Source organism: Clostridium algifaecis (assembly GCF_017874415.1).
In the GTDB taxonomy this organism is placed as follows: Bacteria; Bacillota; Clostridia; order Clostridiales; family Clostridiaceae; genus Clostridium_B; species Clostridium_B algifaecis.
The window spans coordinates 103,968-120,794 of the sequence record NZ_JAGGLM010000004.1 but is presented as its reverse complement, the minus strand read 5'-3'; the positions used below and the strand labels follow the sequence as shown (position 1 = coordinate 120,794).

Here is a 16,827-nt window from a genome sequence, read left to right as displayed (position 1 = left end):
TTTTACGGTTTTCTAATCTACAAGTGTTATGCTGTCTCCATTAAAAGTTAGCTCCATTTTATCCAGATATTCCAGTACTTTGCCTGTACCTAATGCCACACATGTTACTGCATCTTCAGCTACATATACGGGAACGTTTGTAACTTGCTGTATTAGTTGATTTAATCCGTTTAGAAGAGATCCCCCTCCAGTCATAATAATTCCTTTACTTGCAATATCTGCTGCTAATTCCGGAGGAGTCTTCTCGAGTACTGCACGAGTAGTTTCTGCTATTGAATTTACAGTTTCTCTTAAGGCTTCTCTCATTTCAGCAGAAGACACTGTTACATTTTTAGGCAATCCTGTAATCAAATCTCGTCCTCTTATTTCCATTTCTGTTTCATCTTCACCTTTAAATGCAGAACCTATATTTATTTTTAATTCTTCTGCAGTTCTCTCCCCTATCATTAATTTATGTTCTTTTCTTATAAATTTAATTATAGATTCATCAAATTTATCTCCTGCTACCTTTATAGAAGACCTGACTACAATTCCGCCTAAAGAAATTACTGCTACATCTGTAGTTCCTCCGCCTATATCAATTACCATATTTCCTTCTGGCCTTGTTATATCAAGACCTGCTCCTATAGCTGCTGCCAGAGGTTCTTCAATTAAAAATACTTTTTTTGCACCTGCATTCTGTGATGCATCGATTACAGCTCTTTTTTCAACTTCTGTTGATTCACAAGGCACACAAACTACTACTCTAGGAGTAGTTCTCCTATGACCACAAGCTTTTCCTATAAAATATTTAAGCATCTTTTCGGTTACATCATAATCAGATATAACTCCATCTCTCAATGGACGTATTGCTACAATATTACCAGGAGTTCTTCCTATCATTTGCCATGCTTCTTCTCCTACTGCAAGTACTTTATTTTGGTTTTTATCTATAGCTACCACTGATGGTTCTTTTAATATTACACCTTTTCCTTTTAAATAGACAAGTACAGTGGCTGTACCTAAATCAATTCCCATATCAGTTCCTATACTAAAAAACATTCCTTTTTCACTCCTACTCTCCCTTACTTTTCGTTTGCGACATAAAATTATCTTCTTTTATTAATTTTACCATATTACAATCATAAAAGGAATGTTTTTAACCTTCAATAGCTTTATACTTCATTTTAGTTGCATTTCCTCCTCTAATATGTCTTTCTGCTTTATTGTAGTCCAATATCATTTTAGCCTGCACCGCAATTTGAGGATTTATTTTTGGAAGTCTTTCAGTCATATCTTTATGTATAGTACTTTTACTAACTCCAAAAACTCTCGCCGTCTTCCTTATTGTAGCTTTCGATCCTATTATATATTTAGCTACTTCTAAAACTCTTTCTTCAATGTAATCTTTCAAATAATTTCAACTCCTTTACTATCAGTTAACAGTACAGAATTAATAGTACTTAAATAAACTTTTTTACCAGCCATTTCTTCATAAATATAAAGAAATGGCTAAATATTAATATTTTATATATTTTCCTGGATCAACAAATTTATCTCCCTTTAAAACAGCAAAATGAAGATGATCTCCATACTTTTCATAAGCCGATCTAAGAGTCGTATTTCCTACAGATCCTATTACTGTTCCTTTTGTTACATTCTGTCCTTTAGAAACTTTCAAATTCCGGTCTAAATTTGAATAAACTGTTTTTAAACCATTTTGATGATTTATAATAACTTGAACTCCATCTTGAGTATCTGTATTTATTTCTTCTACTTTTCCATCCATTGCTGCAAATACTGACTTTCCAACAGAAGCTTGTATATCATATCCTAGATTTGGTCTATACGTATTTGTAGAACTCCAATATACTGGATTCTCCGAAAAAGCCCTTGCTATATTACCTTCTACAGGCTTTTGAAAAGCTGTGCTAACCAAATTTGATACACCTTTTGAAGGTTCCTGTTTTTGAACACTGTTGTTTGTTTTATTTTGTGTATTACTGTCTTTTTTAACTTGAAGGGCATTATCGTATTTTTTTTCTGCCTTTGCCGTTTCTCCATTACCGCTCTTCTGTGATATAGCTGCCTTATTTTCATTTGAAATTTCATTTTTATTGTTTTTAACTGTCAAAATAGCCGCTGCAGCTGCCACACACAAACAAATAAACAGAATTACATAAAAACCCTCTTTCTTAAAAAAATTAATTGGTCCTTTAATAAACTTTTTATCCATATGAACACCTCCTTTTTGTAGTTTGTCCAGAGAGTTACAAAAAATACATATTTTATAAAATTTTTTGTAAAAAAATTAGCAGCTATAATTTAGCTGCTAATTCTTATAATATATCGCTCATTTTCTGTATTTTTACTCCGCTATAATAATGATATAATATATCTCTATAATTTTTGCCTTTTTTAGCCATAGCATTGGCTCCCCACTGACTCATACCAACATCATGCCCATACCCAAGACATTGTATACGAACATTATTTCCAATAAAATTTATACTAAAATTAGATGAATTGATTCCCATTAAAGTTCTAAATTTTGTTCCAGATATAGTAATATAACCAAGTTTTATGTTTTTTACAGATCCACCCTCGGTTCTGCTTTCTATTTTAACATCGTTTTCCAAGTTTGAAACAGATAATTTGGAACTGTTGTAAGCAGAATTAATTTTATTTATAAATTCTCCTCTGGATATTTGCTTTTGAGTTTTATATTTAGGCGCTTTTTCTTCTCCAGGACTATCTACACTTTTTAAATATCCCTTATCATCATTAAATATCTCAAGAGCACTTTCAGTGCTTCCACTGCTTGTAGCAAAATAATATGGTTCTGTAACTAATTTGCCTTTATAAGTCAATATTTCTCCTTTTGTTGAATTTACTGCATCAGTTATCTTATTCCAATAATTGTTTCTGTCCTTATCAGACCATGTATTAAATCTATTATTTTTTGATACAAAAACCTGACATTTAGTATCATCAGATACATCTGCTCCAGTATTACTTTTATATTTTTTTCCACCATACTTCTCCATATGTGCTACTGCAAAAGTTCTAGCAGCTACAGCCTGAGCTTTAAGTGCCTCTTCTGAAAACTCAGCAGGCATTTCTCCAGCTACAACTCCCGTTACATATTCTTCAATAGGTATCTCTTTTACTTTATTTTGCTTTGTTATATAAACTTTTATATTTCCTCCATTATTGTCATTAAAAATTATACTTTTTGATTTCATAAAAAATCCAGGCAAATTTGTGTTTTTGTCATTAGAACTTCCCAAAATAAAAGACAATGCAATTATAAAACTTGTACACATAAACACTAAAATAAATATTCTTTTTAATATCAGTATAATACTTTTCCTCATTAGACTCCTTTCATAATTTTACCTGTATCATAAAAATATGCTTTATAATAATTATTATTTACACTTATCCATTTGTAAATAATATAATTATATGGAAAATAAGGAATAAATATTACTTTAATTTACTCTTTCTATATCAGCACCCAATAATTTAAATTTCTCTTCAATGTTTACATATCCTCTATCTACATGATATATGTCTGATACTTCAGTTTCACCTTCTGCTGCAAGCCCACATAATATAAGTGCTGCACCTGCCCTTAAATCTGTAGCTCTTACCTTAGCACCTGTAAGTTTGGAAATGCCTTCAACAACAGCACTCCTTCCATCTATTTTTATATTAGCTCCCATTCTTTTCATTTCTGCGGCATGCATAAATCTGTTTTCAAAAATCGTTTCCGTTATTATACTAGTACCCTTAACAGTACATAGAAGTCCTGTAATTTGTGATTGCATATCAGTTGGGAATCCTGGATAAGGCATGGTTTTTACATCTATATGTCTAAGTTCTCTGTTTCCATCTACAATCACACTGTTTCCTTTTGGTTCTATATATATACCAGCCTCAGTCAATTTTGCAATTATTGGTTTCAAATATTCAAAATTAACTCCATTTATTTTAAATTTACTCCTTGTTATGGCTGCTGCTATCATAAATGTACCACATTCTATTCTGTCGCTTATAGGTTTATATGTGGTTCCTTTTAAACTTTTAACACCTATTATACGAATAGTATCAGTACCTATGCCCATTATATTTGCTCCCATACTATTTAAAAATCTTCCTAAATCAGCTATTTCAGGTTCCTCAGCTGCATTTTCTATTATAGTTTCTCCTTCAGCCATAACAGCTGCCATAATTATATTTTCGGTAGCTCCTACAGATGGAAAATCTAAGTATACGTTGCTTCCTACAAGTTTTTTGGCAAATGCCTCCACATAACCATATCCAACATTTATCTTTGCCCCAAGAGCACTTAATCCTTTTATATGCAAATCTATTGGTCTTGTTCCAATATTACATCCTCCTGGCAAAGATATTTTAAAATGTCCAAATCTGCATAGCATCGGGCCCATAATCAAAAAAGAAGCTCTCATTTTTTTTACCAATTCACTATCAGGCATACAGTCTTTAATATCTTCAGTATCTATTATTACTTTGTTTTCAATTTTATTTATATCAACCTTTGCTCCAATACTTTTTAATATATCAATTATTACAAATACATCCTCCAGCATTGGCACATTATTTATTACACACTTATCACCATTTAGTATACAACCAGCTATAATCGGTAATACAGAATTTTTAGCAGAACTTATTTGTACTTCACCATGTAATTTTCTTCCACCTCTGACTACTATCTTACTCATTTATGGTCCTCCATTCTATAATTTGTGATATGTTTTTTGTATATTAATTTAATAAATGCAGTGTATCAATATGTTTCTATAATTTCTGGTGTTCCCATTATTATATAAGTCCCGGTAGAATAATGAACAACTGAAAAATTAAAATCAACTGGCTTTCCAGCACTATAAATTTTCTCATATTGTCCTGTATAAGTAGTAGATGTATAGCCATTTTCTAAAGTTTCAGTCTTTATATTACTGTCTCCAATATCTTTTAGGCATTTTATCACTTTATTGTATGCACCATTTATATTATTATTTTCTATTTTTACCTTTATATACTTGTAATAGATAATTTTTGTATTATAATCTTTCAATATGGAATCCAAATTACTATTCAATTTATAAAGCGAATATTTATTATCCTGTTTCACTATATCTACTTTCACAATATTGTGATTTGAATATCCAGTACTTTGTATATTGCCATCTATGGAATTCCCATGAAATTCTATAGAATAACTTTCACTATTGCTAGAACTTTTCTTAACTAAATTATTATTTTCATTTAGTTTTTTGAATAATTCATTTACAGTTTTTTCTCTTGAATCACTGTTGTTAAATTCAGCCATAATACCATATTCTATAATTTTTCCATTTGTTGCCTTGATTATATTTTTAAATAAGTCCGCTTTGTTGCTTGACCTGTTTTCTTTTTTGTAAAAAGACATCTCATCTGAATTGCTTTTATCATCAGTATCTAACTTATATGCCAAAGATTTAACTGATAAAGACATTATACATACTATGCATAATATAACTGAAATGATAATTTTTTTATTCATAATCCATCCTCCCCTTTACACTCTTTAAAATTATGGACAGATATGAACATATTATTCAATTTTCTACAATTTATATTTACAATATTAATATAGATATGTTCACTATTAATATATAATTAATTTAATTATATTGTGAATGTATTTTTTTGCAAAAAATAGGCACAGAGTAAAAACTCCATGCTCATTTATAATTCATATATTTAATTATTATTTTAAATTAATTCTAGCCAGAGCCCTTGCTAATGACATCTGAGCTCTTTTTACATCTATTCCGTTTTTCTTATCGTGTAATCTCTCCTCTGCCCTATTTCTGGCCGCTTCTGCCCTCTTTAAGTCCACTTCTTCAGGCCATTCACAAGCATCACAGAGAATTTTAAGTTCATTATTTTTTACTTCAAGTATTCCAGTAGAAGTAAATGCTTTTAACTTCTTACCATCTTTCTGTGTAATCTCAGTAGCAGTAGGTTGAAGGGTAGTTATTAAAGGCATATGATTTGGAAGAATAGCAATACTACCTTGTATACTTTCAGTTATTAGTTCTACCACTTCTCCCCTGTAGAAATCTCTTTCAGGAGTAAGGATAGTCAATTTTAAAGCTTCTGACATATTAATCTCCCTCTTGTAATTTATTAATTTTTATTCATGCTTTTAGCAGCTTCAACAACTTCTTCTATAGTTCCTTTAAATAGAAAAGCTGTTTCTGGTAAATCATCATATTTTCCTTCAAGAATTTCTTTAAAACCTCTTATAGTTTCTTTTATTGGAACATATTTACCTTTATACCCTGTAAATTGTTCTGCAACAGAGAATGGCTGTGATAAAAATCTCTGAATTCTTCTGGCTCTTATAACTACCAATCTATCTTCTTCTGAAAGTTCATCTACACCAAGTATTGCTATTATATCTTGAAGCTCACTATATCTTTCAAGTATATGCTTGACATCTGATGCTACTTTATAATGTTCTTCTCCTACAATTCTAGGATCCAGTATTCTTGATGTAGATTCAAGTGGATCCACTGCAGGATATATACCAATTTCTGATATAGATCTTGAAAGAACTGTTGTTGCATCAAGATGTGTAAATGTTGTAGCTGGTGCCGGATCTGTTAAATCATCTGCTGGAACATATACTGCTTGAACAGATGTAATAGAGCCCTGTTTAGTGGATGTTATTCTCTCCTGCAGAGCACCCATTTCAGTTGCTAGCGTTGGCTGATAACCAACCGCACTAGGTATCCTGCCAAGAAGTGCTGAAACTTCCGAACCAGCCTGAGTAAATCTAAATATATTATCTATAAATAGGAGTACATCCTGCCCCTGGTCTCTAAAATATTCTGCCATGGTAAGTCCAGTAAGCGCAACTCTCATCCTTGCTCCTGGTGGCTCATTCATCTGTCCAAATACAAGTGCTGTCTTTTTTATAACTCCAGATTCCTGCATTTCATAATAAAGATCGTTTCCTTCTCTTGTTCTTTCTCCAACACCTGTGAAAACAGATAGTCCACCATGTTCCTTAGCTATGTTGTTTATAAGTTCTTGTATAAGAACTGTCTTACCAACACCGGCTCCTCCAAATAATCCTATCTTTCCACCTCTCTGGTATGGTGCAAGAAGATCTATAACCTTAATACCAGTTTCAAACATTTCAGGTTTAACAGATTGGTCTTCAAAACTTGGTGCCTGCCTATGAATAGGATAATATTTATCAGCTTTTACTTCTCCATTTTCATCAATCGGCTGTCCTAACATATTAAAAAGTCTTCCCAAAACCGGTTGCCCTACAGGTACCGATATAGGTGCTCCAGTATCTATAGCATCCATGTTTCTTACTAATCCATCTGTACTTTCCATTGATATAGTTCTTACTATGTCATCACCCAAATGTTGAGAAACTTCTGTGACAACCTTTTTGTCTCCTAATTGTATATCTATGGCATTGTATATATTAGGAAGGTTTTCTGTGCTAAATTTTATATCTACTACAGGTCCTATAACCTGAACAACTTTGCCTATATTTGGCATTAATGTCCCTCCTTACTTAAGAGCTTCTGCTCCTCCAACTATTTCAGTTATTTCCTGCGTTATAGCAGATTGTCTTTCTCTATTATATTTAAGATTTAATTTATCCAATAGGTCATTTGCATTTTTAGTTGCACCATCCATGGCCGTCATTCTAGAAGCCTGTTCACTGACTTTGGAATTTATCATACAATTAAGTAATTTCTGTTTTAGGTGAAGTTTTACTACATCATCTAACATTTCATCTATGGATGGTTCAAACTTTACAATAAAATTTCTTTCTTCCGCTTTGTCACCTTTAAGTGGAAGCAACTTTTCAACAATTACATTCTGTCTTACAGTTGAAATAAACTTAGTATAAACTATATTAACTTCTCCAATTTTGCCACTTCTATAAAGATCTAAAGCTTTATACACTATAGTATCCACTTCTTTCATTGTAGGTATATCTGGAATATCAACATATTCTGCTTCAGTACTATATTTAAGTCTTTTAAAATACATTCTTCCTTTTTGACCTACAACTATCAAGGAATTATTTTCTTTATCCTTTGACATAACAGCATCGGCTTCATTTACAACGCTGGCGTTAAAGCCTCCACACAATCCTGTATCTGAATTTAAAGCAATATAAAGTTTAGCTTTACTTTTATTACCATCTATATAAATATTTTTTTCCTCTGCACCCAAGACAAACTCATTTACAATAGATGTGAAAAGCTTACAGTATTCATTATTTGCCTCAAGTTTTTTTCTAACTTTTCTAAGTTTAGAGGTGGCAATAAGTTTCATGGCATTTGTTATTTTCTGAGTACTGGTTATTGATTTTATCCTTCTTTTTATTGCAACAAGTCCTGCTCCTGCCATATTTCACCTCCCGCAGAGGAAATTAAGCCTCTGCTAAAAATATTTTTTTAAATTCTTCTATAGCATTACCAAGTTTATCACTTAATTCATCAGATATAATCTTCTTTTCTCTGATTTCTTGTCCTATCTCATTATGATGTGTACCCATATAATCCATGAATTCATTTTCGAATTCTACAATTTTTTCAACCGGTACATCCATAAGATGATTTCTACCAGCTGCAAATAATATCATTACCTGATTTTCTACAGGCATTGGTCTATATTGAGGTTGTTTTAATATCTCCGTTAACCTCTTACCTTTTTCAAGTCTCCTCATAGATTCCTTGTCAAGATCCGATCCAAATTGGGCAAATGATGCAAGTTCCCTATACTGTGCCAGATCCAATCTCAAGGTACCTGCTACCTGTTTCATGGCTTTAATTTGTGCATTACCACCAACCCTTGATACTGATATACCTGCATTTATAGCCGGTCTCTGTCCAGCATAAAAAAGCTCTGTCTCAAGGAATATCTGGCCATCAGTTATAGAAATAACATTTGTTGGTATATATGCAGTAACATCTCCTGCCATAGTTTCTATTATCGGCAGAGCTGTAAGTGATCCTCCACCTAATTTATCTGAAAGCTTTGCAGCTCTTTCAAGTAATCTTGAATGTAAATAGAATACATCTCCAGGGTATGCTTCTCTTCCTGGTGGTCTACGAAGTAATAATGACATCTCTCTATATGCAACTGCATGTTTGGACAAATCATCATATACTATAAGAACATCCTTTCCTTTATGCATAAAATATTCACCCATAGAACACCCTGCATAAGGAGAAATATATTGAAGTGGTGCTGAATCTGACGCTGATGCTGATACAACTATTGTATAATCCATAGCACCCATTTCAGTCAGGTCATTTACTATATGTGCTACAGTTGACTGTTTCTGTCCTATTGCTACATAAATACATATTACATCTTTTCCTTTTTGATTTATTATTGTATCCATCGCAATAGCAGTTTTTCCTGTTTGTCTGTCTCCTATTATAAGTTCTCTTTGCCCTTTTCCTATTGGTATCATTGAATCTATAGCTTTTAGTCCTGTTTGGAGTGGTTCCTTAACTGATTGTCTTGTTATAACTCCTGGAGCTATAAGTTCTACAGGCCTGGTTTCATGTGTCTTAATAGGGCCTTTTCCATCAATAGCCTGACCAAGTGAATTTACAACTCTACCCATAAGTTCTTCTCCTACAGGTACTTCCATAACCTTTCCTGTTCTTTTAACTGAATCTCCTTCTTTTATTCCCTCTTCAGAACCTAAAAGAACACATCCTACATTATCTTGTTCAAGATTTAAAGCCATTCCATAAATATCATTTGGAAATTCTAAAAGTTCTCCTGCCATACACTGATTAAGGCCATAAACTCTGGCAATACCATCACCGATTTGAATTATTGTACCTGAATCAACTGTTTCTATTTTTTTCTCATACTTCTGTATTTCATCTTTTATAATTGAAGTTATCTCTTCAGGCTTTATATTCATAGGCTCACCTCTATTCTCCCTTAAGCATTATTTTTTTCATTTCAGAAAGTTTTGACTTTATGGTACCATCAATTATTTCATTGTCTACCTGAATATAGACTCCACCTATTATACTAGAATCTAATTCTTCCTGAAGCAAAACTTTTTTATTAAACTTCTTTTCCAATTTATCAGTTAAAGCTTTCTTTTCATCATCATTTAAAGATATAACAGTCTTTACTTTTGCAATAGCAGTATTATGCCTATCCAGATATATATTTTCCATCTCTCTAAGCTTTCCTTCAATTTCATCAATTCTTCCCTTTTCTATGAGAACCAATAAAAATGAAAGTATATCACCGTCAACTTTATCCTTAAAAATTTCAGTAAACATTTTCTTTTTTACAGATGTACTTACTTCGGGATGTTCTATAATTTCTATAAACTTATCACTATTTTTTATAATAGATACAACTTGCCTTAATTGTTCTAAGTATTCTTCTACTTTTCCTTTTTCTTCTGCAACTTCGTAAAGTGCAAGAGCGTATCTCCTATCTAAATATTCATGCATAGTTAGATACCTACCTTAGCTATAAAGTCATCAATAAGTTTTCTGTGCTGTTTTTCATCAATAGAGCCATCCAGCGCTTTTGATGATACCAATAAAGCGAGATCAACCACCTGGTTTTTTATATCAGCTTGAGCTTTTTCTTTTTCTCTATTAGCCTCAATTTTAGCTCTATCTAGAATCAACTGTGCCTCATTCTTGGCATCTTTTATTACATCTTCAGAAACTTTTTCAGCTTTATTTTTATATTCCTCAACTATAGATTTACCTTCTTGTTTTGAATTTTTAAGTAGCTCTTGATGTTGAGACAACATTTGTTTTGATTTTTTTTCATTTTCATCGGCATCTTTTATTTTTAAATTAATTTCATCCTGCCTTTTCACAATAGTATTGTTCACAGGTTTAAAGAAAAAATGTTTCAAAATAAAATATAATACAACAAAGTTTACAATTGTTATAATAACTGTAGACCAATCAATTTGCATAACAAACTTCAATCCTCCCCTCTAAATATATATGTAAACTGGTGAGGCAACTATATATCAAACTTTAAATACTAAAATAAGAGCTATCAATAATGAATATATAGCTGTTACTTCTGATAATGCTGCACTTACAAAGAATGTACTTAGTATTTTACCACTTGCTTCCGGCTGTCTTGATACTCCCTCAACTGCTTTTCCAGCTGCGGTACCAACTCCAATACCTCCTCCTAAGCATCCTATAGCAGCTAGACCTGCACCAATTGCTGCCATACCCGATATAAATGAATTTGCATCTATATTCATAATAAAAATCCTCCTTAAAATAATAAATAATAATTAATTTTAATTGCTTTACTCTTCTGCTATAACTTTTATATTCATCATAGTAAGCATAACAAATACTATCATTTGTATTGATCCATCAAATAAGTCAAAAAAAGCATGAAAAGGAATTGGTATTAATAATTGTGAAAACCAAGCTATATGACCCAATCCTTTATATACCATTCCAATAATTACTGCTCCTGCTGTCATATTACCAAACAGTCGCAAGCTTAATGAAACTGGCAGAACTATTCTTTCCACAACATTAAGTGGTAATAATGGAACTGCTGGATGAGCATAAGCTATAAAATAATGCCCCAGCCCAATTTTTTTAATTGCATTAAATTGAACTAATACAAAGGTTATAAGTGCTAACCCCACTGCTACACTCAAATCTTCTGTTGGGGCTCTTACTCCTATAATTAGTGGAGCAATATTCATTACTATAATGTATATTGCAAGAGTTCCTACATACGGTACAAATGAACTGTACTCTTTTCCCATGTTGTCTTCAACTAGATTTTTTATTCCTTCAAAAATCATTTCAACAACACTTTGTTTTTTATTCGGTACTTTTTCCATATTGCGTGTAAAAATTTTTGCCAAAATAGCCAGTATTACAATAATTGCCCATTGTACAAGAACACTAGAGGTTATTGGTATCTTTAAAGCCCCAAAATGTATCAAAAACAATGGTGAAAAGCTTTCCACTCCATCACATCCCTTCTTAAAATTGATGTTATTTGTTTTTAATAACTGAATATATATATATTCCCATTAAATGAGAAGTATATCCAAATAAGTATGCTATAGTATAATATTTATTGCATTTAAAAATATAATAACCTATTCCCGCTGCAATTACAATTCTTAAAATAAAACTTATCATGTATAATGATGCAGATGAATTTTTAAATTTTTCAAATGCTAATCCACCTAATGTACCATTTATAAAAAAATTAAGTACAGCTATAATCATTCCCAACATGATAAACAATCCATAGTTTTTAAATAAAATTTGCACTATAATTCCCAAAATAATTCCAAAGAACAAATTAATTATTGATACCTTTTTCATCATATACACAATATCTCTGTTCATTAAGTTCCTCCGCCAATTATTGATTACTAACAATTATTGATTACTAACAATTATATACCTTTAAGTCATAATCTAAAAGGTTTATTTTTACTTTAATTACTTATCTTTTTTTAGTTTTAGTCAGTTTTCTTTATATTACATTATAATTACTCATTAAATTGTCAATTATAAACTCAACTAAAATAGCTATAAAAAGTAAAGCAGATATTTATACAATATCTGCTTTACTCATATCTAACATATTCTAATTTATTCTATCTTTCAACTATTATTGCAGTTCCCATTCCGCCGCCTATACATAATGTAGCTAGACCACGTTTTGAATCTCTCTTTTTCATTTCATAAAGTAATGTTGTAAGTATTCTTGCGCCTGAAGCTCCAATTGGATGTCCAAGAGCAACTGCTCCACCATTTACATTTACTTTGCTCATATCAAATTTCAAGTCTTTAGCAACTGCTAAGCTCTGAGCTGCAAATGCTTCATTTGCTTCTATTAAATCTAAATCATCTACAGTTAAATTAGCTTTTTCAAGTGCTAATTTTGTAGCATAGAATGGTCCATATCCCATTATCTGAGGATCTAATCCCTTTGAACCATAAGAAACTATTTTTGCAAGTGGTTTTATTCCAAGTTCTTTAGCTTTATCAGCACTCATTACAACAAATGCTGCTGCTGCATCATTTATACCTGAAGCGTTACCTGCTGTAACTGTTCCGCCATCTTTCTTAAATGCTGGCTTTAATTTTGATAATGTTTGAGCTGTTGTACCAAATCTAGGGAATTCATCAGTATCAAATACTATTTCTCCCTTTTTTCTATCCTTTATAACTACTGGAACTATTTCGTCCTTAAATCTTCCACTCTCTATAGCTGCTTGTGCCTTTTGTTGTGATGATGCTGAGAATTCATCCTGCATTTCTCTTGTTATTCCCCATTTTTCAGCTACATTTTCAGCTGTCATTCCCATATGATAGTGATAGAAAGCATCCCACAATCCATCATTTACCATTGCATCTACTATTTTGCCATCAAACATTCTTTGTCCCCATCTTGCACCTGGAATTACATATGGAGCAGCGGACATATTTTCCATTCCACCAGCTATAACGATATCATCATCGCCAGCTTTTATAAGCTGAGCTGCTAAACTTACTGCTCTAAGTCCTGAACCACAAACCTTGTTCAATGTAAAAGCTGGAACTGTATTTGGGATTCCTGATTTTATTAATGCCTGTCTTGCTGGGTTTTGTCCAAGTCCTGCTTGAAGTACATTTCCCATTATAACTTCGTCTACAGCTTCTGGTTTAATATTAGCTCTTTTTATTGCCTCTTTTATAACTATAGCACCTAATTCAACTGCTGGTACGTTCTTTAAGCTTCCACCAAATTTTCCTATTGCTGTTCTAGCTGCACTTGCAATAACTATTTCTTTCATTGTTCTTCCTCCTAAACTTTTTTATATATTTTTATTTTAAATTTAAAAATTTAATTTAATTACAAACTCTTCTTTCAATATCTTAATTATACTAGTTAATTAAAAAATTATCAATGTTTTTGTTAAAAAAAACACAAAGTTTTGCAATAGAATAGTTAGAAAACTTATTTTTCTAACTATCTTTTCTTACTCTGGTTTTATTATATACCATTTTAATTCTATTTTCAATAATATAATCCATATTATTTATGTAAATAATTAAATTCCCTATATTTTCCCTTTTGTAGATTGAAATATTCAAGTATAGCATCAGCAATTCTAACAGAAGCTTTTCCATCGCCATAAGGATTTATAGCTTTGCTCATTTTTTCATACTCTTTATTATTTCGTATAAGCTCATTTCCATTTTCAACTATTACACTTCTGGAAGTTCCAACAAGTTTTACCGTACCAGCTTCTACTGCTTCAGGTCTTTCCGTAACATCTCTTAAAACAAGTACCGGTTTTCCAAGGTGAGGGGCTTCCTCCTGCAATCCACCAGAATCTGTCATTACCATATAACATTTGTTCATTAGGTTATGTGTTTCATCCGTATCAAGCGGTGGAAGAAGATGCACTCTTTCTACACCTCCAAGTATTTTATATACTACATCTTTTACAATAGGGTTCAAGTGAACCAAATATATTAATTCTACATCATCATTTTTTTGTACTATTTCTTTTAGGGCCATGCAAATATTTTCTATTCCCTTTCCCCAATTTTCTCTTCTATGTGCTGTTACCATTATAACTTTATTATTTTCATAATCTATATTATTCAATTCATTATTGTTAAATTCATAACCGTTTGTTACTGTAAATCCCATAGCATCAATAACAGTATTTCCAGTCACAAATATTTGATCTTTATTTACTCCTTCTTTAAGCAAATTATCCCTTGCTCCTGGAGTAGGTGCAAACTGCAAATCCGCTATAGTTCCTGTAAGCTTTCTATTCATTTCTTCAGGGAAAGGAAAATACTTGTTATAAGTTCTAAGACCAGCTTCTACATGTCCTACTTTTATCTTTTTATAAAAGGCAGCAAGTGCCCCTGCAAAAGTAGTTGTTGTATCTCCATGAACAAGTACTAAATCAGGTCTTTCAGTTTCAAATATTTCATCAAGTCCTTCAAGCACTTTATTTGTTATGCCTGTTAAACTTTGTTTATTTTTCATTATGTTTAAATCAAAATCAGGTTTTATATTAAACAAGTTTAAAACTTGATCAAGCATCTGTCTGTGCTGAGCCGTAACACAAACCTTGTTATCTATAACTTCTCTCCTTTCCAGTTCTTTTATAAGTGGTGCCATCTTTATTGCTTCAGGTCTAGTACCAAATATAGTAATAATTTTTAATTTAGCCATATATATACCTCCATTTTTATGGATTCATTTATAATAAATCATTTATTCTTTATGTTTAAAAAATCCAGCCTTCCATGCTATTATGACGAGTACCACCATAACTGCTGCAAGAACAAAATAAGATTTTTGTGGATTTACCTCCATTGCTATTATAGAAAGACTTCCAAGTATTGCACTTATAATATACATTGTAATAACTGCCTGTTTTTGATTAAGTCCCATGTCAAGAAGTCTGTGGTGAAGATGCCCTCTATCTGCTTGCATAATAGGTTTGCCATTTATTTTTCTTCTTATCACAGCGAATAACATATCATATATTGGTATTCCAAGTGCAAGTATAGGAACAGCAATTGAAAAAGCTGCTGCTGCTTTTATCGCACCTTCTATTGATATAGCTGAAAGCATAAATCCTAAAAGTTGTGAACCTGTATCACCCATAAATATAGTTGCAGGATTAAAATTGTATGGTAAAAATCCAATTATTGCGCCTGAAAATATAAGTATAAGCATAGCAGCTTCATTTCTTCCATTTAAAAGTGCTATTATAAAAATTGTAATAGATGATATAAGTGCTATTCCAGCTGCTAAACCATCTAATCCATCAATCAAGTTCATAGCATTTGTTATTCCCACTACCCAAATTATGGTAAATGGTATAGATAACATACCTATATTTATAAATTCATAAATTGGATTAAGTGGATTTGTTATAATAGTTATTTTTATTCCAAAATATATTAGAACCAATGTTGCCGATATTTGAAATAATAATTTGCACCAGGGTTTTATATCGTATTTATCGTCTATAACGCCACCAATTACTATTATAGTAGAGCCTAATATTAATCCCTTTTCAGAGCTTGTAAGTGGTCCTTTATTCAATATAAGTGTTATCAAAAATGAAATATATATCCCTAAGCCGCCCAGAAGCGGGATTGGCTTATTATGTACTCTTCTACTATCCTTCGGTATATCTATAACCTTCAATTTCACTGCAAGTTTTTTAACAAGCGGTGTAAGTATAGCTGAAATCACTATTGAAATTACTGCAAGCATATATATATTGTTCATGAATTAACCTTCCTTATCATATGTTGCGTTATTTTCGTGCTATCTTCTCTAATTTAATTTTTGGTGCATGCTCAAACCAATTGACTTCAGGAGAATAATCCTCACAAAATACTACTCTTTCTATACCACAGGTAATTATAAGTTTTTGACATTCCGGGCATGGCATATGAGTAACATATAATGTAGCACCTTCTCTATCATCGGGGGATACCTCTAAAAGACAATTAACCTCTGCATGAATTGTTCTTATACAATGATTGTTTTTCATAAAACATCCTACATCGTCGCAGTGATCCAACCCTTTCGGACTTCCATTATATCCCGTTCCTTTAATTCTTCTATTTTTAACCAAAACTGCTCCTACATGAAGTCTTGGACAAGTACTTCTTTCCGATACTTGAAAAGCAATATCCATAAAATAGTTATCCCAATCTTTTCTCATAAAAATTATCTCCTCGGTAAAACATATAATACTAATTA

Annotated in this window: 19 protein-coding genes; all 19 read right to left on the bottom strand. The window is 31.8% G+C overall.

Annotation, left to right across the window (positions count from 1 at the left end; translation table 11 throughout):
• Positions 1-12 precede the first annotated feature (12 nt).
• The 19 genes from J2Z42_RS05205 to J2Z42_RS05115 all read right to left on the bottom strand — a co-directional run bounded on the left by J2Z42_RS05205 (position 13) and on the right by J2Z42_RS05115 (position 16,789).
• On the bottom strand, positions 13-1,041 hold the full coding sequence (locus tag J2Z42_RS05205; protein ID WP_209701530.1) for a rod shape-determining protein: 1,029 nt from the start codon (positions 1,039-1,041) through the stop codon (positions 13-15).
• A 97-nt stretch (positions 1,042-1,138) separates the two neighbouring features.
• Positions 1,139-1,393, bottom strand: a complete 255-nt coding sequence (gene spoIIID / locus J2Z42_RS05200; RefSeq protein ID WP_209701528.1) for a sporulation transcriptional regulator SpoIIID — start codon at positions 1,391-1,393, stop codon at positions 1,139-1,141.
• A gap of 105 nt (positions 1,394-1,498) precedes the next feature.
• Complete coding sequence (locus J2Z42_RS05195; RefSeq protein ID WP_209701526.1) at positions 1,499-2,215, bottom strand: M23 family metallopeptidase; 717 nt, start codon at positions 2,213-2,215, stop codon at positions 1,499-1,501.
• Positions 2,216-2,318: 103 nt separating this feature from the next.
• Positions 2,319-3,356 carry a stage II sporulation protein D gene (spoIID, locus tag J2Z42_RS05190; RefSeq protein WP_209701524.1) on the bottom strand — a complete coding sequence of 346 codons (1,038 nt, stop codon included), beginning with the start codon at positions 3,354-3,356 and terminating at the stop codon, positions 2,319-2,321.
• Between the two features lie 117 nt (positions 3,357-3,473).
• Entirely contained in the window at positions 3,474-4,730 is a 1,257-nt protein-coding gene (gene murA / locus J2Z42_RS05185; RefSeq protein WP_209701522.1) for a UDP-N-acetylglucosamine 1-carboxyvinyltransferase, read from the bottom strand.
• A gap of 65 nt (positions 4,731-4,795) precedes the next feature.
• Entirely contained in the window at positions 4,796-5,554 is a 759-nt protein-coding gene (locus J2Z42_RS05180; protein WP_209701520.1) for a hypothetical protein, read from the bottom strand.
• A 207-nt stretch (positions 5,555-5,761) separates the two neighbouring features.
• Positions 5,762-6,160 carry a F0F1 ATP synthase subunit epsilon gene (locus J2Z42_RS05175; RefSeq protein ID WP_209701518.1) on the bottom strand — a complete coding sequence of 133 codons (399 nt, stop codon included), beginning with the start codon at positions 6,158-6,160 and terminating at the stop codon, positions 5,762-5,764.
• Between the two features lie 23 nt (positions 6,161-6,183).
• A complete protein-coding gene (gene atpD, locus J2Z42_RS05170; protein WP_209701516.1) occupies positions 6,184-7,578 on the bottom strand; it encodes a F0F1 ATP synthase subunit beta in 1,395 nt (464 codons plus the stop codon).
• 12 nt (positions 7,579-7,590) lie between these two features.
• Complete coding sequence (atpG, locus tag J2Z42_RS05165; protein WP_209701514.1) at positions 7,591-8,442, bottom strand: ATP synthase F1 subunit gamma; 852 nt, start codon at positions 8,440-8,442, stop codon at positions 7,591-7,593.
• Positions 8,443-8,464: 22 nt separating this feature from the next.
• On the bottom strand, positions 8,465-9,979 hold the full coding sequence (gene atpA / locus J2Z42_RS05160; RefSeq protein WP_209701512.1) for a F0F1 ATP synthase subunit alpha: 1,515 nt from the start codon (positions 9,977-9,979) through the stop codon (positions 8,465-8,467).
• Positions 9,980-9,989: 10 nt separating this feature from the next.
• Positions 9,990-10,529 carry a F0F1 ATP synthase subunit delta gene (locus J2Z42_RS05155; RefSeq protein ID WP_209701510.1) on the bottom strand — a complete coding sequence of 180 codons (540 nt, stop codon included), beginning with the start codon at positions 10,527-10,529 and terminating at the stop codon, positions 9,990-9,992.
• Between the two features lie 2 nt (positions 10,530-10,531).
• Positions 10,532-11,011 (bottom strand): F0F1 ATP synthase subunit B, encoded by a 480-nt coding sequence (locus tag J2Z42_RS05150; RefSeq protein ID WP_209701508.1) that lies wholly within the window; start codon positions 11,009-11,011, stop codon positions 10,532-10,534.
• A gap of 57 nt (positions 11,012-11,068) precedes the next feature.
• Positions 11,069-11,314 (bottom strand): ATP synthase F0 subunit C, encoded by a 246-nt coding sequence (atpE, locus tag J2Z42_RS05145; RefSeq protein ID WP_209701506.1) that lies wholly within the window; start codon positions 11,312-11,314, stop codon positions 11,069-11,071.
• Between the two features lie 48 nt (positions 11,315-11,362).
• Entirely contained in the window at positions 11,363-12,046 is a 684-nt protein-coding gene (locus J2Z42_RS05140; protein WP_209701504.1) for a F0F1 ATP synthase subunit A, read from the bottom strand.
• A 28-nt stretch (positions 12,047-12,074) separates the two neighbouring features.
• Positions 12,075-12,437, bottom strand: a complete 363-nt coding sequence (locus J2Z42_RS05135; protein WP_209701501.1) for an ATP synthase subunit I — start codon at positions 12,435-12,437, stop codon at positions 12,075-12,077.
• Positions 12,438-12,691: 254 nt separating this feature from the next.
• Positions 12,692-13,873, bottom strand: coding sequence for an acetyl-CoA C-acetyltransferase (locus J2Z42_RS05130; protein WP_209701499.1), 1,182 nt, complete (start codon positions 13,871-13,873; stop codon positions 12,692-12,694).
• 242 nt (positions 13,874-14,115) lie between these two features.
• On the bottom strand, positions 14,116-15,276 hold the full coding sequence (gene wecB / locus J2Z42_RS05125) for a non-hydrolyzing UDP-N-acetylglucosamine 2-epimerase (protein WP_209701497.1): 1,161 nt from the start codon (positions 15,274-15,276) through the stop codon (positions 14,116-14,118).
• Between the two features lie 42 nt (positions 15,277-15,318).
• Positions 15,319-16,347, bottom strand: coding sequence for an MraY family glycosyltransferase (locus tag J2Z42_RS05120; protein WP_209701495.1), 1,029 nt, complete (start codon positions 16,345-16,347; stop codon positions 15,319-15,321).
• A 28-nt stretch (positions 16,348-16,375) separates the two neighbouring features.
• Positions 16,376-16,789 (bottom strand): deoxycytidylate deaminase, encoded by a 414-nt coding sequence (locus J2Z42_RS05115; RefSeq protein ID WP_209701493.1) that lies wholly within the window; start codon positions 16,787-16,789, stop codon positions 16,376-16,378.
• Positions 16,790-16,827 lie beyond the last annotated feature (38 nt).

What these genes read in the sequence shown, in the direction of transcription:
- J2Z42_RS05205 (WP_209701530.1), bottom strand. Translation starts at nt 1,041, where the DNA reads ATGTTTTTTAGTATAGGAACTGATATGGGAATTGATTTAGGTACAGCC.
- J2Z42_RS05195 (WP_209701526.1), bottom strand. Translation starts at nt 2,215, where the DNA reads ATGGATAAAAAGTTTATTAAAGGACCAATTAATTTTTTTAAGAAAGAG.
- spoIID (WP_209701524.1), bottom strand. Translation starts at nt 3,356, where the DNA reads ATGAGGAAAAGTATTATACTGATATTAAAAAGAATATTTATTTTAGTG.
- murA (WP_209701522.1), bottom strand. Translation starts at nt 4,730, where the DNA reads ATGAGTAAGATAGTAGTCAGAGGTGGAAGAAAATTACATGGTGAAGTA.
- J2Z42_RS05180 (WP_209701520.1), bottom strand. Translation starts at nt 5,554, where the DNA reads ATGAATAAAAAAATTATCATTTCAGTTATATTATGCATAGTATGTATA.
- J2Z42_RS05175 (WP_209701518.1), bottom strand. Translation starts at nt 6,160, where the DNA reads ATGTCAGAAGCTTTAAAATTGACTATCCTTACTCCTGAAAGAGATTTC.
- atpD (WP_209701516.1), bottom strand. Translation starts at nt 7,578, where the DNA reads ATGCCAAATATAGGCAAAGTTGTTCAGGTTATAGGACCTGTAGTAGAT.
- atpG (WP_209701514.1), bottom strand. Translation starts at nt 8,442, where the DNA reads ATGGCAGGAGCAGGACTTGTTGCAATAAAAAGAAGGATAAAATCAATA.
- atpA (WP_209701512.1), bottom strand. Translation starts at nt 9,979, where the DNA reads ATGAATATAAAGCCTGAAGAGATAACTTCAATTATAAAAGATGAAATA.
- J2Z42_RS05155 (WP_209701510.1), bottom strand. Translation starts at nt 10,529, where the DNA reads ATGCATGAATATTTAGATAGGAGATACGCTCTTGCACTTTACGAAGTT.
- J2Z42_RS05150 (WP_209701508.1), bottom strand. Translation starts at nt 11,011, where the DNA reads ATGCAAATTGATTGGTCTACAGTTATTATAACAATTGTAAACTTTGTT.
- atpE (WP_209701506.1), bottom strand. Translation starts at nt 11,314, where the DNA reads ATGAATATAGATGCAAATTCATTTATATCGGGTATGGCAGCAATTGGT.
- J2Z42_RS05135 (WP_209701501.1), bottom strand. Translation starts at nt 12,437, where the DNA reads ATGAACAGAGATATTGTGTATATGATGAAAAAGGTATCAATAATTAAT.
- J2Z42_RS05130 (WP_209701499.1), bottom strand. Translation starts at nt 13,873, where the DNA reads ATGAAAGAAATAGTTATTGCAAGTGCAGCTAGAACAGCAATAGGAAAA.
- wecB (WP_209701497.1), bottom strand. Translation starts at nt 15,276, where the DNA reads ATGGCTAAATTAAAAATTATTACTATATTTGGTACTAGACCTGAAGCA.
- J2Z42_RS05120 (WP_209701495.1), bottom strand. Translation starts at nt 16,347, where the DNA reads ATGAACAATATATATATGCTTGCAGTAATTTCAATAGTGATTTCAGCT.
- J2Z42_RS05115 (WP_209701493.1), bottom strand. Translation starts at nt 16,789, where the DNA reads ATGAGAAAAGATTGGGATAACTATTTTATGGATATTGCTTTTCAAGTA.